Annotated in this window: 27 protein-coding genes and 2 pseudogenes; 17 read left to right on the top strand and 12 right to left on the bottom strand. The window is 73.5% G+C overall.

The window, feature by feature from the left end:
* Positions 1–65 precede the first annotated feature (65 nt).
* Positions 66–515 carry an SRPBCC family protein gene (locus tag ACFW6P_RS20190; RefSeq protein WP_386358887.1) on the bottom strand — a complete coding sequence of 150 codons (450 nt, stop codon included), beginning with the start codon at positions 513–515 and terminating at the stop codon, positions 66–68.
* A 171-nt stretch (positions 516–686) separates the two neighbouring features.
* Here ACFW6P_RS20190 and ACFW6P_RS20185 point away from each other — a divergent pair, with 171 nt between their 5' ends.
* From ACFW6P_RS20185 to ACFW6P_RS20175, 3 genes are all read left to right on the top strand, one after another.
* A complete protein-coding gene (locus tag ACFW6P_RS20185) occupies positions 687–1,130 on the top strand; it encodes a phage holin family protein (RefSeq protein WP_386358885.1) in 444 nt (147 codons plus the stop codon).
* Positions 1,127–1,552 carry a DUF3618 domain-containing protein gene (locus ACFW6P_RS20180; protein ID WP_386358884.1) on the top strand — a complete coding sequence of 142 codons (426 nt, stop codon included), beginning with the start codon at positions 1,127–1,129 and terminating at the stop codon, positions 1,550–1,552. The genes ACFW6P_RS20185 and ACFW6P_RS20180 overlap by 4 nt, the downstream gene beginning before the upstream one ends.
* Positions 1,553–1,628: 76 nt before the next feature.
* Positions 1,629–2,081, top strand: coding sequence for a flavodoxin family protein (locus tag ACFW6P_RS20175; RefSeq protein WP_386358883.1), 453 nt, complete (start codon positions 1,629–1,631; stop codon positions 2,079–2,081).
* A gap of 9 nt (positions 2,082–2,090) precedes the next feature.
* Here the strand turns inward: ACFW6P_RS20175 and ACFW6P_RS20170 are convergent, their stop codons facing one another.
* Positions 2,091–3,161, bottom strand: a complete 1,071-nt coding sequence (locus tag ACFW6P_RS20170; RefSeq protein WP_386358882.1) for a YihY/virulence factor BrkB family protein — start codon at positions 3,159–3,161, stop codon at positions 2,091–2,093.
* Positions 3,162–3,347: 186 nt separating this feature from the next.
* On the opposite strand from ACFW6P_RS20170, the gene ACFW6P_RS20165 reads away from it, so the two are divergent.
* The 4 genes from ACFW6P_RS20165 (at position 3,348) to ACFW6P_RS20150 (ending at position 6,735) form a co-directional block, all read left to right on the top strand.
* Positions 3,348–3,980: a GNAT family N-acetyltransferase gene (locus tag ACFW6P_RS20165; protein ID WP_386358880.1), complete on the top strand. Its 633-nt coding sequence runs from the start codon at positions 3,348–3,350 to the stop codon at positions 3,978–3,980.
* Positions 3,981–4,048: 68 nt separating this feature from the next.
* Positions 4,049–4,426: a lytic polysaccharide monooxygenase gene (locus tag ACFW6P_RS20160; RefSeq protein WP_386358878.1), complete on the top strand. Its 378-nt coding sequence runs from the start codon at positions 4,049–4,051 to the stop codon at positions 4,424–4,426.
* Complete coding sequence (locus ACFW6P_RS20155; protein WP_386358877.1) at positions 4,423–4,527, top strand: lytic polysaccharide monooxygenase; 105 nt, start codon at positions 4,423–4,425, stop codon at positions 4,525–4,527. The genes ACFW6P_RS20160 and ACFW6P_RS20155 overlap by 4 nt, the downstream gene beginning before the upstream one ends.
* A 252-nt stretch (positions 4,528–4,779) precedes the next feature.
* Positions 4,780–6,735 (top strand): DUF1996 domain-containing protein, encoded by a 1,956-nt coding sequence (locus tag ACFW6P_RS20150; protein WP_386358875.1) that lies wholly within the window; start codon positions 4,780–4,782, stop codon positions 6,733–6,735.
* 126 nt (positions 6,736–6,861) lie between these two features.
* Here the strand turns inward: ACFW6P_RS20150 and ACFW6P_RS20145 are convergent, their stop codons facing one another.
* Positions 6,862–7,851: a DMT family transporter gene (locus ACFW6P_RS20145; RefSeq protein ID WP_386358874.1), complete on the bottom strand. Its 990-nt coding sequence runs from the start codon at positions 7,849–7,851 to the stop codon at positions 6,862–6,864.
* Positions 7,852–8,319: 468 nt separating this feature from the next.
* Here ACFW6P_RS20145 and ACFW6P_RS20140 point away from each other — a divergent pair, with 468 nt between their 5' ends.
* The gene (locus ACFW6P_RS20140) at positions 8,320–8,502 is read left to right on the top strand and encodes a hypothetical protein (protein WP_386358872.1); all 183 of its coding nucleotides are present in this window, start codon (positions 8,320–8,322) and stop codon (positions 8,500–8,502) included.
* 144 nt (positions 8,503–8,646) lie between these two features.
* Here the strand turns inward: ACFW6P_RS20140 and ACFW6P_RS20135 are convergent, their stop codons facing one another.
* Positions 8,647–9,312 carry a GAF and ANTAR domain-containing protein gene (locus tag ACFW6P_RS20135; RefSeq protein ID WP_386358941.1) on the bottom strand — a complete coding sequence of 222 codons (666 nt, stop codon included), beginning with the start codon at positions 9,310–9,312 and terminating at the stop codon, positions 8,647–8,649.
* A gap of 130 nt (positions 9,313–9,442) precedes the next feature.
* On the bottom strand, positions 9,443–12,010 hold the full coding sequence (locus ACFW6P_RS20130) for a SpoIIE family protein phosphatase (protein ID WP_386358870.1): 2,568 nt from the start codon (positions 12,008–12,010) through the stop codon (positions 9,443–9,445).
* 149 nt (positions 12,011–12,159) lie between these two features.
* On the opposite strand from ACFW6P_RS20130, the gene ACFW6P_RS20125 reads away from it, so the two are divergent.
* Together ACFW6P_RS20125 and ACFW6P_RS20120 are read left to right on the top strand one after the other, a co-directional pair.
* The gene (locus ACFW6P_RS20125) at positions 12,160–12,753 is read left to right on the top strand and encodes a hypothetical protein (RefSeq protein WP_386358869.1); all 594 of its coding nucleotides are present in this window, start codon (positions 12,160–12,162) and stop codon (positions 12,751–12,753) included.
* 576 nt (positions 12,754–13,329) lie between these two features.
* Complete coding sequence (locus ACFW6P_RS20120; protein ID WP_386358867.1) at positions 13,330–14,682, top strand: diacylglycerol/lipid kinase family protein; 1,353 nt, start codon at positions 13,330–13,332, stop codon at positions 14,680–14,682.
* Between the two features lie 60 nt (positions 14,683–14,742).
* On the opposite strand, the gene ACFW6P_RS20115 is transcribed toward ACFW6P_RS20120, so the two are convergent.
* Both ACFW6P_RS20115 and ACFW6P_RS20110 read right to left on the bottom strand, forming a co-directional pair.
* Positions 14,743–15,069, bottom strand: a complete 327-nt coding sequence (locus tag ACFW6P_RS20115) for an antibiotic biosynthesis monooxygenase family protein (protein ID WP_386359316.1) — start codon at positions 15,067–15,069, stop codon at positions 14,743–14,745.
* Between the two features lie 208 nt (positions 15,070–15,277).
* On the bottom strand, positions 15,278–15,424 hold the full coding sequence (locus ACFW6P_RS20110; protein WP_386359317.1) for a hypothetical protein: 147 nt from the start codon (positions 15,422–15,424) through the stop codon (positions 15,278–15,280).
* A gap of 136 nt (positions 15,425–15,560) precedes the next feature.
* Here ACFW6P_RS20110 and ACFW6P_RS20105 point away from each other — a divergent pair, with 136 nt between their 5' ends.
* Positions 15,561–16,022 carry a hypothetical protein gene (locus tag ACFW6P_RS20105; protein ID WP_386359318.1) on the top strand — a complete coding sequence of 154 codons (462 nt, stop codon included), beginning with the start codon at positions 15,561–15,563 and terminating at the stop codon, positions 16,020–16,022.
* 235 nt (positions 16,023–16,257) lie between these two features.
* Complete coding sequence (gene pgm, locus ACFW6P_RS20100) at positions 16,258–17,898, top strand: phosphoglucomutase (alpha-D-glucose-1,6-bisphosphate-dependent) (RefSeq protein WP_386359319.1); 1,641 nt, start codon at positions 16,258–16,260, stop codon at positions 17,896–17,898.
* 60 nt (positions 17,899–17,958) lie between these two features.
* Here pgm and ACFW6P_RS20095 read toward each other — a convergent pair whose 3' ends face one another.
* Entirely contained in the window at positions 17,959–18,450 is a 492-nt protein-coding gene (locus ACFW6P_RS20095) for a DUF5949 family protein (RefSeq protein ID WP_386359320.1), read from the bottom strand.
* A gap of 156 nt (positions 18,451–18,606) precedes the next feature.
* On the opposite strand from ACFW6P_RS20095, the gene ACFW6P_RS20090 reads away from it, so the two are divergent.
* A complete protein-coding gene (locus tag ACFW6P_RS20090; protein ID WP_386359321.1) occupies positions 18,607–18,891 on the top strand; it encodes a zinc-ribbon domain-containing protein in 285 nt (94 codons plus the stop codon).
* A gap of 175 nt (positions 18,892–19,066) precedes the next feature.
* Here the strand turns inward: ACFW6P_RS20090 and ACFW6P_RS20085 are convergent, their stop codons facing one another.
* The gene (locus ACFW6P_RS20085) at positions 19,067–19,465 is read right to left on the bottom strand and encodes a hypothetical protein (RefSeq protein ID WP_386359347.1); all 399 of its coding nucleotides are present in this window, start codon (positions 19,463–19,465) and stop codon (positions 19,067–19,069) included.
* 200 nt (positions 19,466–19,665) lie between these two features.
* On the opposite strand from ACFW6P_RS20085, the gene ACFW6P_RS20080 reads away from it, so the two are divergent.
* The 4 genes and pseudogenes from ACFW6P_RS20080 (at position 19,666) to ACFW6P_RS20065 (ending at position 24,402) form a co-directional block, all read left to right on the top strand.
* Complete coding sequence (locus ACFW6P_RS20080) at positions 19,666–20,154, top strand: SRPBCC family protein (protein WP_386359322.1); 489 nt, start codon at positions 19,666–19,668, stop codon at positions 20,152–20,154.
* Between the two features lie 459 nt (positions 20,155–20,613).
* Positions 20,614–21,336, top strand: a pseudogene (locus tag ACFW6P_RS20075) (discoidin domain-containing protein); the annotation flags it as partial.
* Between the two features lie 22 nt (positions 21,337–21,358).
* On the top strand, positions 21,359–21,982 hold the full coding sequence (locus ACFW6P_RS20070) for a TetR/AcrR family transcriptional regulator (protein WP_386359323.1): 624 nt from the start codon (positions 21,359–21,361) through the stop codon (positions 21,980–21,982).
* Positions 21,983–22,395: 413 nt separating this feature from the next.
* Positions 22,396–24,402: a glycosyltransferase gene (locus tag ACFW6P_RS20065; RefSeq protein WP_386424310.1), complete on the top strand. Its 2,007-nt coding sequence runs from the start codon at positions 22,396–22,398 to the stop codon at positions 24,400–24,402.
* A gap of 49 nt (positions 24,403–24,451) precedes the next feature.
* On the opposite strand, the gene ACFW6P_RS20060 is transcribed toward ACFW6P_RS20065, so the two are convergent.
* The 3 genes and pseudogenes from ACFW6P_RS20060 to ACFW6P_RS20050 form a co-directional block, all read right to left on the bottom strand.
* Positions 24,452–24,712 (bottom strand): hypothetical protein, encoded by a 261-nt coding sequence (locus ACFW6P_RS20060; RefSeq protein ID WP_386424308.1) that lies wholly within the window; start codon positions 24,710–24,712, stop codon positions 24,452–24,454.
* 262 nt (positions 24,713–24,974) lie between these two features.
* Positions 24,975–25,814 (bottom strand): annotated as a pseudogene (locus tag ACFW6P_RS20055) (PucR family transcriptional regulator); the annotation flags it as partial.
* Between the two features lie 155 nt (positions 25,815–25,969).
* The gene (locus tag ACFW6P_RS20050; RefSeq protein WP_386359327.1) at positions 25,970–26,308 is read right to left on the bottom strand and encodes a helix-turn-helix transcriptional regulator; all 339 of its coding nucleotides are present in this window, start codon (positions 26,306–26,308) and stop codon (positions 25,970–25,972) included.
* Positions 26,309–26,446: the final 138 nt, after the last annotated feature.

Genomic DNA, 26,446 nt, shown 5'->3' with positions numbered 1-26,446 from the left:
CGGACGCGGGCACACGGAGCGGCCGCCACCCCGCGATGGTGGCGGCCGCTCCGTGTGCCGCCGTGTCAGACCTCGCCGCGCCAGGCGCCCGTCTCCGTGCCACGCGCCTCCATGAACTCCTTGAACCGCCGCAGGTCACCGGCGACCTGACGCTGCACGAAGCCGAGCTTGTCGCCCACCGTCTCGGCCAGGCCGGTGGGGTCGACGTCCATCTGCAGCATGACCTTGGTCGTGTCGTCCTGGATGCGGTGGAACGTCACCACACCGGCCTGCTCGGCCTCACCGCTCACGGTCGTCCAGGCGACCCGCTCGTCGGGGATCTGCTCGGTGATCTCCGCGTCGAACTCACGCTTCTGGCCGCCCACCTTCGTCACCCAGTGCGTCAGGGTGTCGGTGCGCTGCTCGATCCGCTCGACGCCGTCCATGAACCGGGGGAACGACTCGAACTGCGTCCACTGGTTGTACGCGGTGTGCACCGGGACACGGACCTCGATGGATTCCTCTACCTGCGACAAGGCGGAACCTCCCTTTCTCGTACGGCTGATCTGGGCCGAAGCGGGGGACGGGTACCAGATCGCACGCCGGTCACTCCTGGTCACCACGACTTGTTCACCTGGCGGGGTGTCCTTTCCGCCGACCGCGGGGTACCCGGCTCCGCGACAACGACAGACCCGGAGGTGATCGCCATGGCCGACACGGACCGCAGGACCACCACCCCTCCCCGCCCGGGGACCGCGCAGACGGCCGGGGACGAGCCCGTGGGCGAGCTGGTGCAGCGAGCCACGGCACAGCTCTCCGATCTGGTGCGGAGCGAAATGCGCCTCGCCCAGGCGGAGATGACGGAGAAGGGGAAACGCCTCGGCAAGGGCGGCGGCCTGTTCGGCGGTGCCGGCGTGCTCGGCTTCGTGACCCTGCAGGCCCTGGTCGCCACGGTGATCGCCGCTCTGGCCGTCCCGCTGCCGGTGTGGGCCGCGGCGCTGATCGTCACGGCCGTCCTGGCCGTCGCCACCGGCGTCACGGCACTGGCCGGCCGCAGGCAGGTGCGCGGCGCCGCACCCGCCACCCCGCAGCGGACCGTCGACAGCGTCAAGGCCGACGTGGCCGAGATCAAGGAGAGTGCTCACCGATGACCCAGCCCCCGCACGACGAGCCGACCACCAGCAGCCCGGAGGAGCTGCGGGAACAGGTCGAGCGCACCCGCCACGAACTGGGCGACACCGTCCAGGCGCTGGCGGACCGGACCGACGTGAAGGCCCGCGCCCGGGAGAAGGCGGCCGCGGTCAGGCAACAGGCCGGGACCAAGGCCCAGGCCTGGAGCGGACAGGCCAGGGCGAAGGCCGCGCACGTCGCCCGGACGGTCGAGGAGAAGCTGCCCGAGCCCCTGAAGCAGAAGGGCGCGGCCGCCGCCGAGGAGGCGAGGGCCAAGGCGGCACAGGCCGGGCAGGTCTGGCAGGACAAGGCCCCGCAGCAGGTGCGCGACCACCGGGCCGCCCTGCTGGCCGGCGCCGCCGTGGTGGCCTTCCTGCTGTTCCGCCGCCGCTCCAGGGGCTGACCCCAGGGCCGGCCACCGACACCGGCCCCCGTCGCTGCTTGCGATGACGGGGGCCGGAACGGCATGGTCGGGTGCCGTGGCCACCTTGCTGATCGTCCATCACACGCCCTCGCCCAACTGCCGGGCGCTGTTCGAAGCAGTCCTCTCCGGCGCGACCGACCCCGGGATCGAGGACGTGCGCGTGGTGCGCGTGCCCGCGCTGTCGGCCACCGCGTCCGACGTCCTCGCCGCCGACGGCTACCTCCTGGGCACCCCCGCCAACCTCGGCTACATGTCCGGAGCCCTCAAGCACTTCTTCGACCAGGTCTACTACCCCTGCCTCGACGCGACCCGCGGACGCCCCTTCGGCTACTGGGTGCACGGCGGCAACGACGTCACCGGAGCGGTGCGCGGGATCGAGACCGTCACGACGGGCCTCGGCTGGCGCCGTGCCTCCGAGGCCGTGACCGTGACCGGCGAGCCGGACAAGGGCGACGTCGAGAAGTGCTGGGAGCTGGGCGCCACGGTCGCCGCCGGGCTCATGACCTGACCGTCCGGCTCAGGGCTCGTTCTCCTCCAGCCGGCGGCGGTCCTGTTCATCCCAGGTGCGGGTGTCACGCGGCTGCGTGTACGGCTCGGCCTCCGGCGGGTGGCCGCCGGCGATGGCCCGCTGGCGCACCGTCTCCGCGTCGAACTCCAGACCCAGCAGGATCGCCAGGTTGGTGATCCACAGCCAGATCAGGAAGACGATGACACCTGCCATCGTGCCGTAGGTCTTGTTGTAGGAGGCGAAGTTCGCGACGTAGACCGCGAAACCGGCCGATGCGACCAGCCAGATCAGCAGGGCCAGCAGACTGCCCGGGGTGATCCAGCGGAACCCCTTCACCTTGGCGTTCGGGGTCGCCCAGTACAGCAGCGCGATCATGATGGTGACCAGCACCACGAGGACGGGCCACTTGGCGATCGCCCACACCGTCAGCGCGGTGTCACCGATCCCCAGCGCCGTGCCCGCCTGTTGCGCCAGCCCGCCGGTGAAGACCACGATCAGCGCGCTGATGACGGCCAGCACCATCAGCACCACCGTGACACCCAGCCGCACCGGCAGCAGCTTCCATATCGGCCGGCCCTCGGGCATGTCGTAGACGGCGTTCGCGGAGCGGATGAACGCCCCCACGTAGCCGGAGGCCGACCACAGCGACAGGAGCAGACCGACGATCGCCATCAGCGAGCCGATGCCGGCGTTGCCCTGCAACTGCTCGACCGCCCGGGTGATGATGTCCCGGGCCGGGCCGGGGGCGAGCTGCCGGAGGTTGTCGAGCACCTTGTCCGTGGTCGACCGCCCGGTGAGACCCAGCAGCGACACCAGCACCAGCAGCGCCGGGAACAGCGCCAGCACCCCGTAGTACGTCAGCGCGGCGGCCCGGTCGGTGAGCTCGTCGTCCTTGAACTCCCGCAGGCTGCCCTTCAGGATCGCGCCCCACGACTTCTTCGGCAGGTCGGTCGGCGAGTCGGGAGCGGCGCGCTCCACGTCAGGGCCCGGCCCGGGTTGCTGGGGGCCGGGCTCGGCGGCCCGAGGCGGAGACTCGTCCGCCTTGTGTTCTTTTCGTCCGGGAATATGCAGCTTCACCATGTGATTCGAGTAACCCCAGGTCGTGCCCTTAAGCCGTGTCGTTGACGGCGAATGTGCCGCCGCACGCGGCGGTGCCGCGAGGGCCTGGACCGGAGCAGCGGGACACACCGCGAGGACGCCGGCCCGAGGGGGCCGACCCGGCGCCCCTGCTTGAGGGAGCGCTCCCATGCGCGGCACGATGCCGTCATGACCACGTCCCCCGCCATTCGCCCGTACCGCCCCGAGGACCGCCCGGCCCTCGACGACATCTGCGTCCGCACCGCGCACCGCGGCCAGGACGGCCGCCCCCACTGCACCGACCCGGGCGTCCTCCCGGCGACCTTCGCCGCCCCCTACGTCCACCTGGAGCCGGAACTGGCCTTCGTGCTGGACGACGGCCGGGGCGGCGCCGTCGGCTACATCGTCGGCGCCGCCGACACCCCGCGTTTCGCCGAAGCCTTCCGCGACACCTGGCTGCCCCTGGTCGCCGACCGCTACCCGAAGCCGCCCGAGCCGCCCCGCAGCAAGGACGAGGAGATCGCCCACCTGCTGCACCACCCCGAGCGCATGGTCCTGCCCGAGCTGGCCGCCCACCCCGCGCACCTGCACATCGACCTGCTGCCGGACTGGCAGGGGCGCGGCTTCGGGCGGCGTCTGATGCGGACCTTCCTCGCGACCCTCCAGAACCGGGGCGTCCCCGCCGTCCATCTGGCCATGGCGACCGGCAACACGCCGGCCCGGGCCTTCTACGACCGCATGGGCTTCCACGAGCTCCACGTCCGCGACCCCGGGCCGACCACCTTCCTCGGACGCACCACCAAGGAACTCGAACAACTCTGACGGCTCTTCCGTCGAACGCGTCGAACGCGCCACGAGACGGCCAGGAGGCACGGAAGTGGCGCAATCCCATGAACGGAACGGCACACCGCAAGCACCACACTCCCGACGTCCGAACGCCATGTGGAACCGGAACGGGCTGTACCGCAACCGGTCGGCCGGGCACTTCCAGGCCGTCGTCCCCGACGGCCAGCTGTGCAGCGGCGGCCGGACCGAGGGTGGCCGCCACGACTCCCCGGACACGGGTGGCCGCCTGGAAGACGACGGACGTCACCGCCAACTTCACCGTGAAGCCCTACGACCAGGCCGGCCACGGCGCCGACTGCTTCCTGGTCTACGTCACCCGGCGGGGCTTCGCCCCCGTCACCCAGTCGCTGAAGTGGAGCGACCTCCAACTGGTGGCCCGCTCCGGCAAGTACGCCCCAGCCGGAACTACTCGATCCCCGTGAACACGTCCGGACTGAGCGGCAGGCACGTCGTCCACACGATCTGGCAGGCCTCGCACAGGGACCAGACGTACTTCCTGTGCAGTGACGTGAACTTCCGCTGACCTGCGCCTCCCCGCCGGGCGGGGAGGTCCGGCGGGGACCCGGGCCGTGCGTGCCTCATGAGAGTGTTCCGAAAATCTTCGGGGCACCTGAACGCGCCGGGTCTCCCGTGCGTATGGGGCGAGGGGATTTTCATGCCCGCACGCCACAAGCGCAGGAGAGCACCCTTGGGACGCAACACGCGAAGACGCCCTACAGGCCCACGACGCGCGACCTTCGCCGCATTCGCGCTGATCCTGGGCGGAGGCGGACTCATGGCGGCCAACGTCTACGCCTCGGCCACGGACGGCGGTTCGGGCGGTGAGGCCGCCGAGACACGTTCCGGCACGGGGGTTCCGACCGCGGGCACGACGATCGACTGCCCGGACGTGGGCAGCAAGCTGACCTCGGTCCCCGACCAGGCGAGGTCCGAGGTCGACAAGGAACTCGCCCTTCTGGACGAGCAGATCACCCAGGCCTACCAGCGGCTGAGCGAGTCGGCCCAGGAGATTCAGCGGGACTCCGGCTTCGCCGACGACGCGATCACGAACCCGCTGAAGGAGAAGCGGGCCGCGACCCTCGAACGCATCTCGATCGCCATCGACCGCGTCGGGGACCGGCCCGAAGGACTAGAGGCCCTCGCGGCCTGCACCGTACGGGAGTCCGGCAACCAGGCCCCCGCCCAGGGCGAAGGCCGGGCCGGGGACGGCGGTCAACAGCCGGGCCAGGAACCGGGCGGCCAGGAGCAGGGCCAGGGCAGCAACGGCGGGCAGGCCGGCAACGGCCCCGTCGCCGCCGACTTCACGGACATCAGGAAGGTCCAGCCCAACGCCGACAGCCCCCAGCAGGGCGGCGACGCCTCCCGCGGTTCCTTCGCCACCAGGTGCGGAGTCAACGAGAACGGGCTGTTCAACTCCGACAACATCATCGTGGCCCCGGGCGTCTCCAACGGCGCCCACCACTTCCACGACTACGTCGGCAACCAGGCCAACAACGCCTTCGCCAGCGACCGGGACCTCGAGAACGCCGAGACCAGCTGCGTCGACCAGGGCGACAAGTCCACCTACTACTGGCCCGTGCTGCGCCTGCAGAACGGCACCCGGGAGCAGGACGCCGACAAGCCCGGGGGCGGCATCGAGGGCAACGCCGGCGAGATCGTCACGCCCAAGCAGGTCACGCTGGACTTCGTCGGCAACCCGCGCGGGAAGGTCACGGCCATGCCGCGGCTGCTGCGCATCATCACCGGCGACGCCAAGGCCTTCCTCAACGGACCCGCCAACGCCAACGCGTCCTGGAGCTGCACCGGCTTCGAGGACCGGCAGCTGAAGGACAAGTACCCGCTGTGCCCGCAGGGCAGCGACGTCGTGCGGACGTTCACGTTCCAGAGCTGCTGGGACGGCCGCAACATCGACAGCGCCAACCACCGTACGCACGTGGCGTTCGCAGACGCCGCCGGCGCCTGCCCGTCCGGTTTCCGGCCCATCCCGCAGCTGGTCCAGCGCATCGTCTACGACGTCGACGCGCCCAGCCTCCAGGACGGCGGCCGGACGACCCCGCTGTTCGCGGTGGACTCCTTCCCCGAGCAGCTGCACAAGCCGGTCACCGACCACGGCGACTTCGTCAACGTCTTCGACGAGAAACTGATGCAGGAGATGGTCGACTGCATCAACGAGGGCCGCAAGTGCGGCGTCGGCGCGGGCGAGCAGCCCGGCGAGGAGCCGTCGCAGGCGCCCGAGCCCCCGAAGGAGGAGCCGACGCAGACGCCCGAGGCCCCGCAGGAGCAGCCGACGAAGGCCCCCGGGGCCCCGCAGAACGGGAACGGGGGCGACAACGCCGGCGGCAAGCCCGGCGACGGCGGTGACCAGGGCGACGGCAGGGGCGAGGCCTCCGAGCCCCCGGCGGACAAGCCGGAGCCCGGCGACATCTCCGCGGCTCCCGCCACGACCGCGCCCGGGACCCTCACCACGACGTCGCCCGACGGCGGCGACGCGGGCGGCAGGAAGGACGACGCGGGTGACGTGGCAGACGACGGCGGTGACGGCGGCGGGGGCCAGGCGGTCGGCGCGGCCACCAGCGCCGCCGCGACTCCGTCGGCCCCGTCGCGGACGGAGCCGCAGGCGGTCGGTCAGGGCGGCCTGGCGGACACCGGAGCCCAGCTCTGGCCGGGAGCGGCGGGCGCGGTCCTGGTGATCGCGGGCCTCGTGGTGCTGCGCCGCGTGCGGCGCACCTGAGCCGAACGCCCGGAGCGGGTGCGCGACGGCGGCGGGACCCGGACCGGTCCCGCCGCCGTTCGCGTGTCCGCGCTCGGCTCCCGCGCCGGCCGGAGGTGCGCTGCCGTCCGCCGGAGGACCGCGCGATCACTCCGGCGCGGACTGCGCGCGCCCGCCTGCGGCCGTGCCCTGGCGAGGGGGCTGCCGGGGCAGTGCCGGTGCCTGTTCGGGGAGGTCGGGGATCGGGGTCCCCCGGTGTCCCCCCGCCCGTGTGAGCGCCCCGGATCCCAGGGCCACCCCGAGGCCGACCAGCGCGCTGCCCGCCGCCTGCGCGGGACCGTAGGAGCCCGTGCCGACGAGTGGTGCCGTGCAGGCGGCTGCGACGGGGATGAGGCCGGAGAACAGGGTGGCGCGTTCCGCGCCGATGCGCTGCATGCCGATGTACCAGCAGACGAAGCCGATCACGGTGACCACCACCGCCTGCCACAGCAGCGCCCCGGTCTCCACGGCGTCCGGAGGCCGCAGCCAGCCGGCCCCGTCCACCAGGACGCCGACCGCCGCCGACTCCAGCGCCGCGACCGCGCACACCGTCGCCGACAGCAGCCGGGGCCCGAGGGGCCGCAGCACGGGCACGGCCAGCACGGCGAAACCGACCTCGCCGGCGAGCGCGCACACCGAGAAGGCCAGTCCCGCGCCGTCCGCGCGCCCCCAGCCCTGGACGGTGAAGGCACCTGCGGCCACGAGCAACGCCCCGTACAGGACCAGCCGTTGCGGCCGGCGGCCGTCGAGCAGGGGCACCAGTACGGCGACGGCCACGGGCGCACAGCCCACGAGGACACCGGGGACGGCCGGTTCGGCCGTGCGCTCCGCGGCGATGACGGCCAGGTTGAATCCGACCATGCCGACCGCCGCGAGCAGGGGGAGACGGGCCCACTGCCGTGCCCCGAGGGCCCTCAGACGGGCGGCGGCGCCCCTCCCGGCCGACGGGACCAGCAGCAGGCACGCCAGCCCGTACCGCAGGAACTGGCCGCCCGCGTACGGGTAGTCACCGAGGACGCTGTTGGCGGTGAAGGACCCTCCGACGAGGACACAGGCGAGCGCGGCGAGCAGGGATCCCCGCGTGGTGGTGGCGTTCATGGCCGTGACGCTAGGCAGCACGACGGCCCGGCCGGAGGTCCACTTCGACGGCTGTTTGACGGACCACCCGCGCGCACGGAGGCCGCGGCGTGGGCGGGCCGCAGGAACGGGCTGCCGGTGACCGCGCCGAACAGCGCGAGGGCGGTGCGGCGAGAGGGCGGGACGGACGGGTGTCTCACGGTGCCTCCGAGCAGGGTGGGGGGTGGGAAGGGGGCCGGCCGCGCGGAACCGACAGGAAGGTTTACCGCCGTCGGACGGGCGCACTGGGAACCGCCCCGGCGGAAGTTCACCGGGTCTGAGGAGACGGCCCGGCCCACGGGAACTCCGACCGGCCGTCCTCCCCGGCCACCGCCGGCGCGACGTCCACGGCTGACCGGCCGTACGGGAACCAAGGGAGCGCCCCACGCGTCAACTCTGTGCCCAGGCAGAGCCGATCGGTCGGGCAGGCCAGCGGAGAGGGGATGCGCCATGGACGAGGCGAGGTCGCAGCAGAGCAGCGAGACGGAGGCCGCCGCACGCCGGGCCCGCTTCGGGTCACTCCCGGAGCCGGTCCGCGTGGAGGACATGGTCGAGGAGCGCCCGGCCGGCACGCTCGATCCCGCGCGCACCGCGTACAACCAGGACGAGTGGCTCGTCCGCTACTGCCTCTGAGCGGCCGGGCGCGAGGGCCGGGGGAGGGGACGGTCTGGCCCCGGCCACGAGAAGAGCGGAGCCCCCCTCGGATCCGGTACGGCCGGCGAGCAGCGTCCGAGCCCTGCCGGATCGCCCGGTCCGGGTCCCGTCCGCGCCGGTCGGTCAGCTCTGCGGGGCGGCGTCGGCCCGGACGTGGCCCGCCACGTCGCGCAGCTTGATGTTGTGCTCCTGGGACAGGCGCCGCAGCACGGTGAAGGCATCGTCCTGGCTCAGCCGGTGGCGTTCCATGAGGATCCCCATGGCCTCGCCGATCGCGTGCCGGGTCTCCAGGGCGTGCTCCAGCTGCTCGACCGTGCGGGCGCTGGACAGCGCGACGGCGGCGTGCGAGGCCAGCAGCCAGCCCGCGGACTCGATGTCCTTGCCGAACGCCCCGGGGCGGTACGAGTAGAGGTTGAGCGCGCCGAAGTTCTGCTGGTCGGTGTAGAGGAGCACCCCGGTCATGCTGCCGATGCCCAGGTCGCGGGCCACCTGGGAGTAGCGCGGCCAGGACGGCTGCGGAAGCGTCATGTCGGCGATGCGGAACAGCCGCTCGCCGTCCACCCGCTGCGCGGCGTCGAAGCACGGGCCCTCGCCCAGCTCGCCCTGCATCCGGTCCGACTCCTCGACCACGTCGCCGCAGGCGGCCAGGGTCACGGTCCGGCCCTTGGACACCGTCAGGATGCCCGCCGCGTCACAGCCCTCGATCAGTTTCACCGCGGACTCCGCGATCGCGTCCAGCGTCGCCTGGACGGAATCCTGCGCCAGCAGATCGCGCGCGAGCAGCGCCATCTGCTCGGCGTACCTCTGCCACTCCACCACCGACCACCGCCTCGCCGACAGACCCGGGCACGTCAACACTACTCCAGGCCAGGTGCCGCGGGGACACGCGCGGCCGGCCCGCACCGTCCCCCGGTGCCGGTCAGCGGTATCCCGTCAGCAGCAGCGCCACGTCGTCCGGACGCTCCCGCGCGGTCCGGGCGGTGCGCATCAGCAGGTCGGCGAGGTGCTCCACCGAGTCGGCCGGGGTCTTGGCCAGACAGCGGCGGACCCGGTCGATCCCGGTCTCGATGTCACTGCCGGGCCACTCCACCAGCCCGTCGGTGTACAGGACGAGCACGCTGCCGGGATCCAGGACGAGTTCGGTGACGGGGTAGACCGAGTCGGGCTGCACCCCCAGCATCACCCCGCCCGCGAGGTCCAGGGTCTCGGAGTGCCCGTCCGGGTGGCGCAGCAGCGGCGGGGGATGGCCCGCGCGCACGGCGAGGGCGTGCCCCGTGCGGGGGTCCAGCTCGATGTAGCAGCAGGTGGCGAAGGCGTCCGACTCCAGGTCGGCCAGCAGCCGGTTGGTGTGCGTGACGACCTCCTGCGGGGGGCGCTCGCTCGCCGCGAAGGCGTGCACGGCACTGCGCAGCTGCCCCATCACCGCCGCCGCCCCGACGCTGTGCCCTTCGACGTCCCCGATGACCAGGGCCACCCCGCGGCCCGTGGTGATCACGTCGTACCAGTCGCCGCCGATGGCCATGCCCTGGGTGCCGGGCAGGTAGCGGCCGGTGGTGCGCAGCCCCTCCACCGCGGGCAGCCGGTGCGGCAGCAGGCCCTCCTGCAGGCCGCGGGCGACGGCGGACTCCGCGTCGTAGAGCCGGGCCCGCTCCATGGCCTGCGCGGTCAGCCCGCTCAGCGCGGTGAGGGCCGAGCGCTCGTCGGGCGTGAACCGGTGCGGGGCGTCCCAGCCGAGGATGCAGGACCCGACCGGGTGCCCGGAGGCGATCAGCGGCAGGAACGACCAGGCGCTCATCCGGTCCAGAGCGATGCCCGGATAGGCGACGGACAGCTCCTGCGGCGACTCGAAGAACAGCGGGAGGCGCGTGGTCAGCGCGTGCACGCCCGGCAGCTGCGTGTCGAGGGTGGTGCCCTCGAACGGGGTGAGGAAGCCCTCCGGGTAGCCCGACTCCCACAGCAGGTACATCCGGCCCTCGCGGACGGTGTACAGGGCCAGTTCGCGGGCCCCGAACGCCGGCAGCAGCTGCTCGGACACGGCCCGGCACACGTCCCGGACGGTGACCGCCTCGGTGAGCACGCTCGCCATCTGCACCACGTGGTACAACGCCCCGGCCCGCGCCGCGGTCACCGGCCCGACCGGCGGAGCCCCGGCCGGGCCCCCGGCGGCGGTCACGGCGCCCGCCCCGCCCGCACGCGCCGGCTCCCCGCCCGGGGGCGGCCCGGTCGGGTACACGCGGCCGGTCAGTCCGTGCACGTCCGGGTGGAGCACGAAGCTCAGCCAGTGCCCGCCCTGGTGCCGCACGAGGAAGGACACCTGCTCCTGCGACAGCATCGCCGCCCGGTAGCGGTCCTCGTAGGCGGGGTCCCGCAGCCAGGTGATCACCTCCCACGGATACCGGCCCAGCAGCGCCTCCCGGCCGCAGTCCAGCAGTTCCTCGCAACACCGGTTGACGTACGTGAGACGGCCGTCCTGGTCCAGGGAGAACAGTCCGTCGGGCAGCCGTTCGGCGGCCTCGGACGCGGTCAGCCCGCCGGCCGCGTCGACCAGGGCACCCACCAGCGTCCGGGCCGTGCCGCCGCCGGCGACGAAGTGGCCCCACAGCTCGACGGGCCGGTACCGGGTCTCCTCACCGGCCGGGGACGCTTCGAGCACCCGGAAGTGCCGGTAGCGGACCCGGCCGGTCGTGAGCGCGTCGCGCCGGCTCGCCCGCAGTTCGGGCAGGTCGTCGGGGCTGACCCGGGCCTCGACGTCGGCCATGGTGCCGCCGAAGTCCGCCCGGGCGACGCCGAGCAGCGCGAGGGCCTCGTCGTCCAGGGTGCACCGGCCGCTGTCCAGGTCCCACTCGAAGAGCCCGACCCGGACCGGGTGGACGGCCGGGGTCGGCAACCGCACGCTGACGGGCTCGTCGTCGTACTCGACCCCCTGCGCGGCGGGCCCCGGCCCGTGGGGGACGAGGCGGGCGAGGCGCTGCCCCATCTCCCGCTCGGCGGGGCGCAGCGCGAGGCCGACCGCCTCCGCGTCCATCGGCGTCCGGGCCGCCGACCGCAGCACGACCAGCACCCCGACGGACTCGCCGCCGCACCGGACGGGCTGGTGGGCGGAGCCGAAGGAGTAGGGCAGCCCGGCGGTGAAGCGCGGGAAACGGACCATGGCGGCGCGCTCGTCGGGCAGCCACAGCGTCTCGTCACGACGGAAGGCCTCCGCCATCGGCAGGGCACCGCCCACCGGCACCCGCCACCAGCTCCTCAGCAGCGACCTGGGGACGCCGGTGACCATCGTCAGCACGAGCGAACGCCGGTCGCGGGAGCGCAGGTAGACGAGTCCGCCGTAGCCGTCGAGATCCCGTACGGCAGTGATCAGCGGGGCCGTCAGGGCGTCCTCGATCCGCTCCGCGTCCCCGGCCCGGCCCGCGCCGGCACCCCCGCCGCCCCGGTTCCGGCCACGGGATGCCCGCGGGCCGTCCGGTACGGCGGTTGCCTCATCCATGTCGCGTCCTCCCGGTACGGACGCACCGGACACCAATCGCTCCCCACCAGGATGTGCCATGGTCGGCGGTCCGGCGCGACGAGTGCAACCTTTCGGCCCGGCCGGATGTCTCATCGGGTAACAGTGACCTGCACACCTCGGGGGCGGCCATGGCAACCATCGGAAGAGCATGCGCGACTCTCGCGCTCGTCGGCGCCACGCTCGGCGTGGCCGCGATCCCGGCCGGCGCCGCACCTGCGGCCGCCCAGCAGACCACCGCGCAGGCGGCCACGGCGTGCCCGACCGGGTGGGGGAGCCTCGCCAAGACCGACGCCGGCGCCACGGCGGCGCCGCTGCGGAACATCAGGACCGGGCGCCACACCTGCTTCGACCGGATGGTCGTCGACGTGCCCGGAGCGGGCAGCGGCGTCGGCTACACCGTCCAGTACGTCGACGAACTCCACCAGGACGGATCGGGCCGGCTCATCCCCGTCGCCGGGGGTGCGGTCATCGAGGTGCGGGTGGCCGCGCCCGCCTACGACCCGGAGACCGGGGCCGCCACCTATCCCGGCCGGGTGAGCCGGCCGCTGCCGGGCGTCGACCTCACCGGCTACCGCACGTTCCGGGACACCCGGTTCGCAGGAAGCTTCGAGGGAGACACCCAGATCGGCCTCGGCGTCCGCGCCCGGCTGCCGTTCCGGGTGCTCCAGCTGGAGGACCGGGTGATCGTGGACGTCGCCCACAGCTGGACGGGCACGAGCTGACCCCAGGGGCGCCCGGGTCCCGGATCCCGGCACCCGGGCGCCCAGGCCGCCCAGCCCGGTCCCTCCGGAACCACCCACGCCGCCGCGACAGTACGACAGCCCCGGCTGCCGCCCCCCACGCCCGGTACCTCCTCCGGCTTCGGTGCCCTGACGTCCACCCTGTCGTCCCGGACCGGCACCGCCCGTCCGGTCCGACCACGAGGTGGCGGCGCTCGCCAGGCGGGCAGGCGAGCGCCGGCCTCGTCACCCGCACCCCGTCCGTCACATGCGCCATCGCCCGCACCGAGAACCCCCTTGGTGTGCGTGTCGGCCGGTGATCAGCGCGGTCGCCCAGCCACCCCCGCTCCCGCCTCCGGCGCCCGCATGTCCGGAGCGGGTGCCGTCCGGAACCGGTGTGCCCGGTGAGCCGCGTACGCTACGCATGGCCCCCGGGCGGATCTTCACCTCTGGCCTGCCGTTCGGCGGGGGAGCCGTCAGGGTCGCCAGTGGCCGGGCCGGACCGCCGGCGGGCACCATGGTCACGGCCGGACGTGGTCGCGCGGGCCGCCCGCGCCGGCCTTCGAGCGGAGGGACGACATGGGATCGGCGTCGAGCGTGGGGGACCACCGCCGGCAGAGATGGGCCGCCAGGGGAGCCCTGGCCGCCGCCGCCTCGGCGGTGCTGATGCCCCTCGTCGCCGGCGGCCTGCTGGGCCTGCTGCTGCTCGTGGCCGGTCTGGCGGGCCTCGCCCTGACCGCCGCCGCCCTGTGGTGGGTGCTGTCCCGGCGCGGCGTGCTGCGGATAGCGGCCGCCACGCTGGCCCTGGTCGCTCCGGTCGGCCTCGTCATCCTCTTCGCCGCGGCGAACCTGCTGTGGGTGGTCTTCCTGTCGCTGCTGCTGTGGTGCGGGGCCGTCTGGAGCGGCCGCTACGCCCTGCGCAGCACGGGCCTGAGGCGTGTGCGCCTCAAGGAGTACAGGACACCGCCGCCGCAGCGGCCCTTCCTGCTGCTCAACCCGCGCTCCGGCGGCGGCAAGGTCGAGAAGTTCGACCTCCGGCAGAAGGCCGAGGCGCTCGGCGCCCGGGTGGTGCTGCTCGATCCCGAGCAGCACCAGGACGTCACCGCTCTCGCCCGGGCCGCCGTCGCCGACGGGGCCGACCTGCTGGGCGTCGCGGGCGGTGACGGCACCCAGGCCCTGGTCGCCGCCGTCGCCGCGGAACACGGCCTGCCGTTCCTCGTGATCGCCGCCGGCACCCGCAACCACTTCGCGATGGACCTGGGCCTGGACCGCGACGACCCGTCCACCTGCCTCGACGCCCTCACCGACGGCGTCGAACTCCGCGTCGACCTCGGCTTCGCCGCGGACCACCCGTTCGTCAACAACGCCTCCTTCGGTGTGTACGGGGCCGTCGTGCAGAGCCCGGGCTACCGCGAGGGCAAGGTGGGCGCGGCGCTGGAGCGGCTGCCCGAGCTCCTCACCCGGCAGGCCGGTCCCCGGCTGACCGCCCGCGCCGACGGCACCACCATCCCCGACCCGCAGGCCGTCCTGGTGAGCAACAACGCCTACCGCATGGACGATCCGTTCGGCTTCGGCCGGCGGGACCGGCTGAACTCCGGGAAGCTGGGCGTGCTCGCCGTCCGTGTGGACAGTGCCGTGGAGGCTGCCGGACTCCTGCTCTCCCCGCGCCCGGAGGGCCTCACGGTGCTCACCGCCCAGCACGTCGTCGTCGAGGCCGACGAACCGCGGCTGGAGGTGGGCCTCGACGGCGAGGCGCTCACCCTGCCGGCTCCCGTCCACTGCCGTATCGCACGGCGCGCCCTGCGGGTCCGGGTGCCCCGCGACCGGCCGGGAGTCCCCGAGGCGCCGCCGCGTCTGGACTGGCGCCGGCTGCGCAAACTGGCGGCCGCGGTCGGCCGTACGGCCGCCCCGTCGCGCTCCCGGCACGGCTGAGCACCACGGACGAGGTCCCCCGCGCCTGCCGCGGGGCGGGGGACCTCGTCCGTACGGGGGTCAGGCGCCCTTCGGGGCCGCCTGCTGCACGACCTCGAACGACCAGAGGGTCGCGTCGCTCGCGGCGGGCCTGGGCCGCTCGCCGCCCTCGCCGCCGCCCTGGTGAGCGGCCTTCATCGGCCCCTCCATCCAGGCCTTGAAGGACTCCTCGTCACGCCACCGCGTGTACACGAGGTAGGTGTCGGTGCCCTCGACCGGGCGGAGGAGCTCGAACCACTCGAACCCGTCGGAGTTCTCCACGGCGTGCGCCCGGGAGGCGAACCGCTTCTCCAGCGTCTCCCGCTGCTCGGCGGGTACGGTCAGCACATTGATCTTGACTACGCTCATGCGCCCCATCCTGCCCGATGCCGCATCCGCGCAGGCTGAGCCCTCGCGGCGGGCGGTGGGTGCGGTCAGTTCCGCCCCCGGCCCCGCTCGTCCCGCAGTACGCCAGTGCCACGCGCGCGGTCTTCCCCTCGGCCGTCCCGGCATGGGCCGAGCGCACCGCCCGCGTGCCCTCCTGCCGTTGCCCGCCCTGCCCGTCGGACCAGTTCCTTCAGTGGCGGCCGCGGAGCCTGCCGAGCAGACGCTGGGCCTGGGCCCGCTTGCGGGGGTCGGCCGCGGCCCGCCGCGCCTGCTCCATCGTCCGCTGCCCCTGCGGGCTGCGGGCGAACTGCTTGATGCGGTTCAGCATTCCGGCCATGACGTTCCTTCCTTCGTGCTCCGGTGTATCCGTCCGTACTCCGCCTACCCCCCGGCGGCACCCTCAGGCACCTCACCACCCGACCGGGCGTGAGGCGAACTTGTTTGCCGGACGGGACAGAGGCAAGGCGGTCTCCATGAGTGAAGAGAACAAGCGCACGAATCAGAAGGCCACCACGACACGGGAGACCGGGTCGAAGGCGCGCGGCGCGGCGGACAAGGCGACCTCGTCGGCGTCCCAGGCGGCGAAGAGCGCGGCGGGCAAGGCCGATGACGCGGCGTCGACCGCCACGTCGGGCGCCCAGCGCTCCGCCGAGACGGTCAAGTCGGGCGCCCAGCGCACGGCCCAGACCACGAAGGCGGCTGCGCAGACCGCGGCCCGGGGCGTCGAGTCGGGCCGCCAGGCGGTCGTCACGGCCTCCGGCCAGGTCGCGGCCACGGCGATGACCGCCTGGACGGTCATCGCCCACCGCAAGCTCGTCGCCGCGGGCGTCGGGGCCGGCATCACCGCCCTGACCGCCGCGTCGTACGCCGTGGGCCGCCGCGCGGAGCGCGGGACGTACGGCCCGCTCACCCGGCTCACCGGCGGGCGGATCTGACCTCCGCCGACGCGCCTTCGGCGCGACGGCCACGAGGGGAGCCGGCGGCGCCGCGCACCACCGGCCCGGTGGTCCGCAGCGTCGCCTCCTCCGTGCGCGCGACCCGTGCGACGGCGCCTCCTCGTGGCGTGGCGCACATCCGGCCCTTCCCGGAGTGCCCCCCTCGCGCGTCACCGTGACGACGGGGAAGGATGAGAGCGCACACGAAGATTCGACCCTTACGGAGGAGCGGGCCATGCAGCACGAGCGAGCGGGCAGTCCGGCCGGTCCCGAAGATCTCGTCGATGTCGCTCGGCTGGTGACGGCGTACTACGCACTCCGTCCCGACCTCGACGACCCGGGGCAGCGCGTCGCGTTCGGGACCTCCGGACACCGCGGTTCGTCGCTGGCGGCCGCGTTCAACGACGACCACATCGCCGCGACCAGCCAGGCCATCTGCGAGTACCGCGCCGCCCAGGGCACCGACGGCCCCCTCTTCCTCGGCGCCGACACCCACGCCCTGTCGGAGCCCGCGCGCGTCACCGCCCTTGAGGTGTTCGCCGCCAACGAGGTGACGGTGCTGATCGACGCCGCGGACGGCTACGCGCCGACCCCGGCCGTCTCGCACGCCATCCTCGCCCACAACCGCGGCCGCACCACCGGCCTCGCCGACGGCGTCGTGGTCACCCCCTCCCACAACCCGCCCGCCGACGGGGGGTTCAAGTACAACCCGCCCAGCGGCGGCCCCGCCGCCTCCGACGCCACCTCCCGGATCCAGGACCGCGCCAACGAGATCATCCGCGGCGGCCTGAAGGACGTACGGCGCGTCCCGTACCCCCGCGCCCTGGCCGCCCCCACGACCGCACGTTACGACTTCCTCGGCACGTACGTCGCCGACCTGCCCGGCGTGCTCGACCTGGACGCGATCCGCTCGGCCGGGGTGCGCATCGGCGCCGACCCGCTCGGCGGGGCCTCGGTCGCCTACTGGGGCCGCATCGCCGAACAGCACGGCCTCGACCTCACGGTGGTCAACCCGCACACCGACCCCACCTGGCGGTTCATGACGCTGGACTGGGACGGCAAGATCCGTATGGACTGCTCGTCGCCGTACGCGATGGCCTCGCTCATCGGGCAGCGCGACCGCTTCGACATCGCCACCGGCAACGACGCGGACGCCGACAGGCACGGCATCGTCACCCCGGACGCGGGCCTGATGAACCCCAACCACTACCTGGCCGTCGCCATCTCCTACCTGTACGCCCACCGCGACCGCTGGCCCGCGGGCACCGGCGTCGGCAAGACCCTGGTGTCCTCCGCCATGATCGACCGGGTCGCCGCCGATCTGGGCCGCGAGCTGGTCGAGGTGCCCGTCGGCTTCAAGTGGTTCGTGGACGGGCTGGCCGGCGGCACCCTCGGCTTCGGCGGGGAGGAGTCGGCCGGGGCGTCCTTCCTGCGCCGGGACGGCTCGGTGTGGACCACCGACAAGGACGGCATCATCCTGGCGCTGCTGGCCTCCGAGATCACGGCCGTCACCGGCAAGACCCCCTCGGAGCACTACGCGGCGCTGACCACCCGCTTCGGGGAGCCCGCCTACGCCCGGATCGACGCCCCGGCGTCCCGCGAGGAGAAGGCCCTGCTCGCCCGGCTCTCCCCGGCGCAGGTCAGCGCGGACACCCTGGCCGGGGACCCGGTCACCGCGGTGCTCACCGAGGCCCCGGGCAACGGTGCCGCCATCGGCGGCATCAAGGTGACCACGGACAACGCCTGGTTCGCGGCCCGCCCCTCGGGCACCGAGGACGTCTACAAGATCTACGCCGAGTCGTTCCTCGGCCCCGACCACCTCGGCCGGGTCCAGGAGGAGGCCAAGGGCGTGGTGCTGGCGGCGCTGTCCGGCTGACCTCGCCGTGACGCGCGACAGCCCGGGCCGCCCTCACGGCGGCCCGGGCGGCCTCGTACGTCAGCTGCGCAGGCGCCGGGCGGGCAGGACGACGTGCGCCGCCGACCTGATCACGTCCTCGTCCGAGGTGAAGGCCGCCAGCGTCCTGGCGTCACCGGGTTCGCCCCCCTCCGGCCAGGGGAGGGTCGCGAAGATGAGGTAGGCGTGACCGACTTCGGCCACGGCCTCCAGCCAGTTCTCCGGCGGTACGAACTGGGCCCTGAGGTGCCGCACCGTGAGGACGGCCGAACCGGGCACGACGAGCAGGCTCACCGGAAGGCTCGGCCGCTGCGTCGCGTGGACGAGGCCCTCGCCGACGGGGAGGCCCGCGTCGGCCAGCAGTTCCTCGATGGCCTTCGACGTGGCCTCCGGACCGTTCGCACCGTCTCCGAGGGAGCAGGCCAGGAGGTAGGGGACGTCCCCTTCGGGGGCGGTGCCCCGCCAGGACAGGACGACGAGGGAGCCCAGGTCGTCGGTCTGCACGGACTGCGTTTCGGGTGAGATCGAGGTCACCGCGGAACCGTACCGGCGCACCGCACGGCCCCCGGGCCGCCGTCACCCGTCCGGCCCGCACCCCGCCGGGCTCTCCACACGAACGAGGGGCCCGCGCGCCCGGGATGTCGCGATGCAGGACACTGGAGGAAGATCCGACCCGGGAAGGACCGACACGTGATCATCTTCGGCACCAAGGGCTATCTCCACCAGCTGGCGATACTGACGCTGGTGTGCGGCCAGTGCGGCAACCCGTCCGCACACACCCTGAGGAAGCGCGTCACGAAGTTCACCCTGTTCTTCGTGCCCTTGTTCCCGATCTCGACGAAGTACGCCACGCAGTGCACGTTCTGCGGTGCGGAGCAGAAGGTGACCAAGGAGCAGGCCGAGCAGCTGCGGATCCAGAGCGCGGGCGGCCAGGGCGGCCAGGCGCACGGCCAACCGCAGCAGCAGCGTTACTGAACACACCGGCCGGACGCCGCTCCCGCAGCCGGCCGTGAGCACCGCCTCCGCGCTCCCGGGGTCCGTCCGCCGCGCGGGGGAGTGCCGTCCGCCGCGTTCACGCCGCCCGCACGAGCGCACCGCGACCGGTCGTCGTGCCGTCCCATGACGAGGTCCCACGGCCGGGCGGCGCCGGTCAGCCCGTCGGTGCCGTACGGGCGTTCCCGGTCGCACGCCGCCGGTCGAACCGCAGGGCCGCGGCCGTCGCGACCGCCCCCAGGCCCTCCCACAGCCCGACCCCCACGAAGGCGCCCGGCGCCCTCCCGCCGACCGCCGCGACGACGAAGACCGTGCAGGTCAGCAGCCGGAACGGCACCGTCCAGTGGAAGAAGGCCCGCCAGTCGGCCAGCGCCGCCAGGATGTAGTAGACCCCCATGTTCAGCGCCGCCATCGACGACGCCGTCATGAAGGCCGGGGTGAAGTCGCCCGCAGCGCGCCCGCCGGGAGCGGGGAGCCCGAGAAGCGACAGCTGGGCGACGGGGGAGACCAGCCCCAGCGCCCCGAGGGCGGCGGCGAGTATGCCGAAGACGGCCATGGTCCAGCCCGAGGCGGAGTGGGGAAGGCGCACGCCGGGATCGTAGCCGCGTTCGACCGGTGCCGTGAGGGCCGTTGTGGCTCCTCGGCCGAATTCGATGTGGCAACCGGGACATCACGGGTACCCGGTCGCCGCGGTCCCGGACCGTTGCGGGCCGAGAGGCCTTCCGCAGTCGATCGGTGAGATACGGAGGCATACGGATGAGCACCGTCAAGGAAACCGTGGAAGTCGACGTCCCCGTCCACACCGCCTACAACCAGTGGACGCAGTTCGAGGAGTTCCCGAACTTCATGGAGGGCGTCGAAGAGATCAGGCAGGTGGACGACCGCCACAACCACTGGACGACGAAGATCGCCGGAGTGCGCCGCGAGTTCGACACGGAGATCGTCGACCAGCTCGTCGACGAGCGGGTCACCTGGCGCACGACCAGCGGGGACATCCACCAGAGGGGCTCCGTGCGCTTCGAGCGCGTGGACGACACCCACACCCGGGTGGAGCTGGTGATGGACATCGAGACCAGCGGGGCCGCCGAGAAGGCCGCGGACATGACCGGCACGATCGACCGGCGGATCAAGGGCGACATGAAGCGCTTCAAGCAGTACATCGAGGAGCGCGGCGCCGAGTCCGGTGCCTGGCGGGGCCGCATCCAGCCGGGCGACTCCGGCACCGGCCCGGGGCCCGTCCTGTAGCCGGCAGCCCCACGCGGTTCGTTCCGCACCCGGCCTCCCGTGAGGGGCCGGGTCCCGCCGTGACGTTCGTCCACCGCGGCGGCACCACGTTCCGGGACTTCCCGCTGTCCGGCGCCGAGCCCTGACGGTGGGCCCGGCTCCGGGTGCTCGTCGGGCCCACGCACCCTCGACCCCCTCAACTGGTCTGTTTGAGGGGGCCCTTGTGATCCTGCGGAACTGATGGCCCGTCAGTAGGTCATCCGTCCCGGACTCTTGACTCACACCCCGGGGAGTGGCGATTCTCGCAACACCCTGGATGAGGTCATGACAAGTCGACGCGGCTTTCCCGGCCCCTCGGGCGGCGGACGGCGTTCCGGCTCACCGGCCTCGTCATCCCGCCGACCGAGGGACGTGGGCCGTGACCGGTTCCGGACGCCCGTACCGCAGACGCAAGAACGCCACCGTGGTGTCGCTCCTCCGCAGGTCCTCGACATCGCGCAGTGCGACAAGGCCGACATCGACGAGGGCCTGGACGAACTGCACGCGCTGGGCGTGCGCAGCATGTTCCTGTGCCACAAGTTCGACAACGCGCTGTGCGGGGTCCGCTTCGACTCGGGCACCCTCGGAACCGCCATCAACGTCGGCCAGTTCCCGTCGACCGGCACCTTCTGGAAGACCGAGAAGTGCACCGGCCCCCAGCACGACAACCCCATCGGCGACGCCACCGCGGCCGAGGCCGAGAAGAGGCTCCCGGCCGGCGTGGAGGTCCCCCGACACCTGGGCCGCGTCCGAGGGCCACAAGCCCCCGGCCGACCTCGCGCGCGGCGCGGCCGCCTCGGCCGGTTCCTCGGAACGGAGCCTGTTCACGAGCTAGGACCTCACCGGGCCGTGGACGGCGACCGCGGCACCCGATGGGCGAGCGACTGGAGCGACGACCAGTGGTACCGCGTCGACCTCGGAGCCACCCGGACCGTCGCACGCGTCACCCTCGACTGGGAACGCGCGGACGACGCGTCGTACCGCATCGACCTCTCCACCGACGGCGTGACCTGGCGCACCGCCTGGTCCACGACAGCCGGCGACGGCGGACTGGACACGGCGAAGTTCACCGCCGGTCCGGCCCGGTACGTGCGCGTCCAAGGGGTGCGGCGCGGCACCGAGTGGGGTTACTCCCTGCGCGAGGTCGGCGTCCACGGCACCTGACTCCCGCCCGGGGAAGGAACCCATGGCACGGTTGCCGTCCGCCGGGCGGCGGCGACAGCTCACCGAAGCGGCGATCAGGGTGATGGCCCGGGACGGCGTCCCCAGGACGACGCCCCGGTCCATCGCCGCCGAGGCGGGCGTCTCGCTGAGCGTCTTCCACTACTGCTTCGACTCCAAGCAGGAGCTGATCGAGTCCGTCATCACCGCCATCACCGGCCACTACGTGACGCTGGTGAAGCGGGCCCTGCGGCCCAGAGCCACCCTCGAGGAGACCGTACGGGCCGGCTTCGAGGCGTACTGGGACCACGTCCGCGCCCACCCCGACGAGCACATGCTCACCTACGAACTCACCCGGTACGCCCTGCGCCGGCCCGGCTTCGAGCACCTGGCGCGGCGCCAGTACGAGCTGTACGCCGAGACCTACGCCGACCTCATCGACCAGCTGCGACGGACCATGGGCCTGCGGCTGCGGGTACCGGTCCCCGCGGTGGCGCGCTACCTGGCCGCCGTGACCGACGGCCTGACCCTCAACTACCTCGTCCTCGGCGACGACGCGGCGTGGGCGGACGTCCTCGGCACCGTCACCGCGCACATCGCGGGCATGACCGTCGAGGACGAGGCGGAGGGCGAGGGCCTCGTGCCCTGAGCGGTCCGGCCGGCCGCTCACCGCGGGTGCAGACGGCCGCCAGGCCCAGCATCGGCTCGGGCGTCGGCAGCAGGTACACGCCTCCCGCCGACGCCCGCGTGCGCGGCACCGTGGCACTGAGCGCCTCGTCCGGAGCCGCCTCGCTGCCCCACCCGTCTCCACCATTCACCACATGAACGACGATATGTGACCATCTGGGGCACGGTGGCCGCTCGGCGTCCCCCGGTTCCGGAACGATCCAGGCCGGCGCGGACGCCCGGCCGGGTGATCCACGCACCCTGCCGGCGCAACGAGGACGCCCGTGCGGGGGCGCCCGCACCCCGGCGCGGGCTCCATGGACAGCAGTGACCGTCCGTCCCCGGCCTCCGTCACCGCGGCCGCCGGCCCGGCCGTGCCCGGTGGGAGGAGTCAGCATGCCCCGTACGAACCCGCCGCGCGTGAGCGTGATCATCCCCGCGTACAACTCCATGCCGGAACTGACGCAGTGCGTCACCTCCGCCATGGAGCAGACCCTCGGCCTGGACGCGATCGAGATCATCGCCGTCGACGACGGGTCGACCGACGGCACCGGAGCCGAACTGGACCGGCTCGCCCGCGCCTGCCCGAGCCTGCGCGTCGTCCACCAGCCCAACAGCGGAGGAGCCGGAGGCCCCCGCAACACCGGCCTCGACCTGGCCCGCGGCGACTACGTCTTCTTCCTGGACTCCGACGACTACCTCGGCCCGGACGCCCTGCGCCGCATGGTCGCGATGGCGGACGAGAACCGCACCGACGTGGTCCTCGGCAAGATGGTCTCCGTGGGCGGACGCGCCGTGCCGACGGCAGTCTTCTCCCACGACCAGCCCCGCACCGACGTCTTCTCGTCGCACGCCTACCGCACCCTGGGCTGCTGGAAGCTGTTCCGCCGCTCGCTCATCGAACGGCTGGAGCTGCGCTTCCCGCCCTACCGCAACTGCGAGGACAAGCCGTTCACCGCCGCCGCGTTCCTCAACGCCGACGGCATCTCGGTCGTCGCCGACTACGACTGCTACTACTCGCGCAACCGCCAGAACGGCAACAACCTCACCCTCACGGCCGCCTCCCTCGTCCACCGCATGGACGGCACGCGGCTGTGCTTCGAGACGGTCGCCCGGTACCTGGAGCCCGGCCCGCGCCGGGACCGGATCATGCGCCGGCACGTGGAGTGGGAACTGTGCGGGCCGCTGCGCGCCCTGCTGCCCCGGGAGAGCGACCAGCGGGCCCGGGAGCACTTCTACCCGCAGTTCCGGGAGTGGGCCCTCACCTACGTCACCGACGGCCTCGTCCGGCTCCTCGCCCCGCCGGACCGCCTGATCGTCCACCTGCTGTGCGCGGACCGCTACGACGACCTCATGACCGTGGCCCGGCACGCCAAGGAGGACGGGGCCCGCGGGCACCTCGTCGACAAGGGGCGCGTGTACTGGCTGCACCCCTTCTTCCGCGACCCCGCCAAAGCCGTACCGGACGTCTGCTTCGACGCCACCGACCGGCTCCCCGTCCGCCATGACCTGACCGGAGCGGCGTGGACGGGCGGCGGCGGTGTCCTCCGGCTCACCGGCCACGCGCGCATCGACTCCGTCGGCCCCCTCGATCCCACCAGCCGCCTGATGCTGCGGGCCCGCGGCGCCGCGCATCCCGACATCCACGTGCCCGTCACCGTCGCCCCCGCCGCCGGCCGGCCCGATGCCGGGGCGGGCACACCCGACGCGGCGACAGCGGGCTTCACCGTCGACATCGACCTGGCGCACGCCACCTCGGGAAGGCCGCTCGGCACCGGCGTCTGGGACCTGTACCTGGACGTGCGCGCCGAGGGAGTCAGCCGGACCGTCCGGCTCCGCACCGCCCCGGGAGGCAGGACGACCGCCCCGCCCGAACGGCACCTGCCCCCGGGCCCCGGACCCGCCACCGCACGTCCCTTCCTCACCCCGCACGGCGACTTCTCCCTGGAGATCCGGCGGACCGAGGACGAGCCCGCATGCCGCGTGACCTCGATCGCCTGGGACCCCTTCGCCCCTCACACGCTCGTCGTCACCGCACAGCTGAACCAGACGGCGGACCGCCGCCCCGGGTTCACAGCCCTGCGCGCCGAGAACGGCTCGGGCGCGACGCGGGAGGTCCCGCTGCGGCCCGCACCGGACGGCGGCCCAGGCGGCCTCACGGCTCGCCTGCGGGCCGACCGGCTGCCCCCGGGGCAGTGGGCGCTGACCTTGCGCACCGGCGAACCGGACACCTGGCTGCCCGTGCCGCCCCCCGAGGGACTGACCGGCACACGCTGGTTCCGGGCGTCGCGGCTCGGCCGCCCGTACTACGCCAAGCCCCTCCGCCACGGCCGGGAAGGGGCCCTGGTGCTGCGCGTGGCGCCGGTCCGGCTGACGGCGGCCCTGCGCAGACGGCTCGGCTGACACCGCCGCCCCGGCGGTGACGTGACCCGCCCGGGCCGCGGCGGCGGGCTCAGGCCGGGCAGCCGTGGTCGGCGACGACGCAGTAGCCGGGCGCGGTCTGTTCGAGGGTGTGCGTGGTGAAGGTGTTCCACAGCCCCATGGCCTGCCCGAAGCCTGTGGCGTAGGTCTGGCCGCTGCTCTGGTAGGCGCGTTCGGCGACCGTGTGGTCGTGGTTGCTGGCCGTGTGGCACGTCGGGGTGAACCCGGTGGTGGTCGCCGTCACGGCCGCGGAGAAGGCGCCCGTGGCGCCCGCCGCGTCCACGGCCGCCACCGTGTAGGTGTACGCCGTAGCCGTGTCCAGCCCGGTGTCGGTGTAGGAGGCGGACGCCGTGGTGCCCGCCTCGGTGCCGCCGCGGCGGACGACGTAGGGGGCGGCGCCGTCGACCTGCTTCCAGGTCAGGGACGCGGTGGTGTCGGTGGTCCCGGTGACCGCGAGACCCGTCCCGCTGCACCGGCGTCACCATCCGGTGGGACCGCTTCGACGTGTCCTTCGGCGGAGCCGGACTCGTGCACCCGATGCCTGCCGGGCCGCGTCAGAGGTCCTGGTCGGGCCAGTCCAGCAGCCGCGCGCCGATCACCGCCGTCTGGAGCATGTAACGGTGGGCCGGATCGGCCGGGTTGGCGCCGGTGAGCCGGTGGATGCGCTCCAGCCGGTAGGTCAGGGCACGCACGCTGAGGGCGAGCCGGCGGGCCGCCTCCGCGGCCACGCAGCCGGAGTCGAAGTAGGCGGTGAGGGTGTCCAGCAGGGGCCGGGGTCCGCCGCGGGCCGTGGTGAGCGGGCCGAGCGTGGCGAGGACGAGTTCGGCCATGGCCTGCCGGTCGCGGGCCAGGACGGGGTAGACGAGCAGGTCGGCCGCCCGCAGCACCGGGTCCTCCAGGTCCAGGCGCTCGGCGAGTTCGAGGGTGTTGAGCGCCTCCTCGTAGGAGTGGACGACCCCGCCGGGGCCGGGCCGCGGCCGGCCGATGGCCACCCGGCCGCCGTCGGTGGCGGCATGGGCGTGCTTCGCGAAGTGGGTGAGCACCTCGTCCTGATGACCGGGGGCGACGCACAGCAGCCGACCGCCCTTGGTCGTCAGCAGGGTGCTGCGGTCGCCGAAGCGGGAGATGAGGGCCCGTTCCACCTGGCGGGGGACGGGGTCGCCCTCCTCGTAGGCGGTGGGGCCCTGCGCGACGGCGACGGCATGGGCCTGGGCCAGGCGCAACCCGAAGCGTTCGGCCCGTTCGGCGAGACGCCCCAGGTCGCTGCGGCCGTAGAGCAGGTCGTCGATGAACTCGCGCCGGGCGGCCTCCTCCTGACGCACCGCCTGCCGCTGCGCGCGCTCGAACCCCTCGGCGAAGGCGTCCACGGCCTGTTGCACGGCGGCCAGCACGCTGGGGACGGCGGCGCGACCGCCTGCGGACTGCGGACCCATATCCCGCTCGCCGAGCACCGCACCGGTGAACGCCGCCTCGCCGAGGTGCTCCGGCCGGCGCCCGAGCGGCAGCCGGGCTGATCCGCACGCCGGCGCACGGCCGCCCCGCGTCCCCTCTACGAAGCAGCCCGCTCCGGGTCGGCGGCGGGGGAGTCCTCGCGGTGCAGGAAGGTGGCCAGCAGGTCGCCGACCGGGTGGTCGGCCTCGCTGGGGTGGCGCAGGGCGACGGTCGGGTCGATGGTGTAGCGGTTGCGCCGGCCCACGCGAGTGCGGGTGAGGTATCCGGAAGCCTCGAGGTCCGCGACGATCAGCTGCACGGCCCGTTCGGTGATGCCGATGGCGTCGGCGACGTCCCGCCCGCGTGCGTCGGGATCACGGGCGAGGGCGATCAGGACGCGCGCGTGGTTGGTGAGGAAGGTCCACTGGTCGCCGCGCTGGCTGGAGGGCTGGCTCATGGCCTTCATCATACGAAGCCCCCCTCGCGCGTCCAGCCCATTTCGCGAAAACTCATTGGCGAAAAACTTTTCACGTAACTCTTGACGGGCATCGGTCGGCCAGGTGAACCTGGACACAACCCCGCCACCCCCTACGAC

The sequence above is a fragment of the Streptomyces sp. NPDC058741 genome (assembly GCF_042746715.1).
Lineage (GTDB): Bacteria > Actinomycetota > Actinomycetes > Streptomycetales > Streptomycetaceae > Streptomyces.
This window is presented reverse-complemented; position numbering and strand designations above follow the sequence as displayed.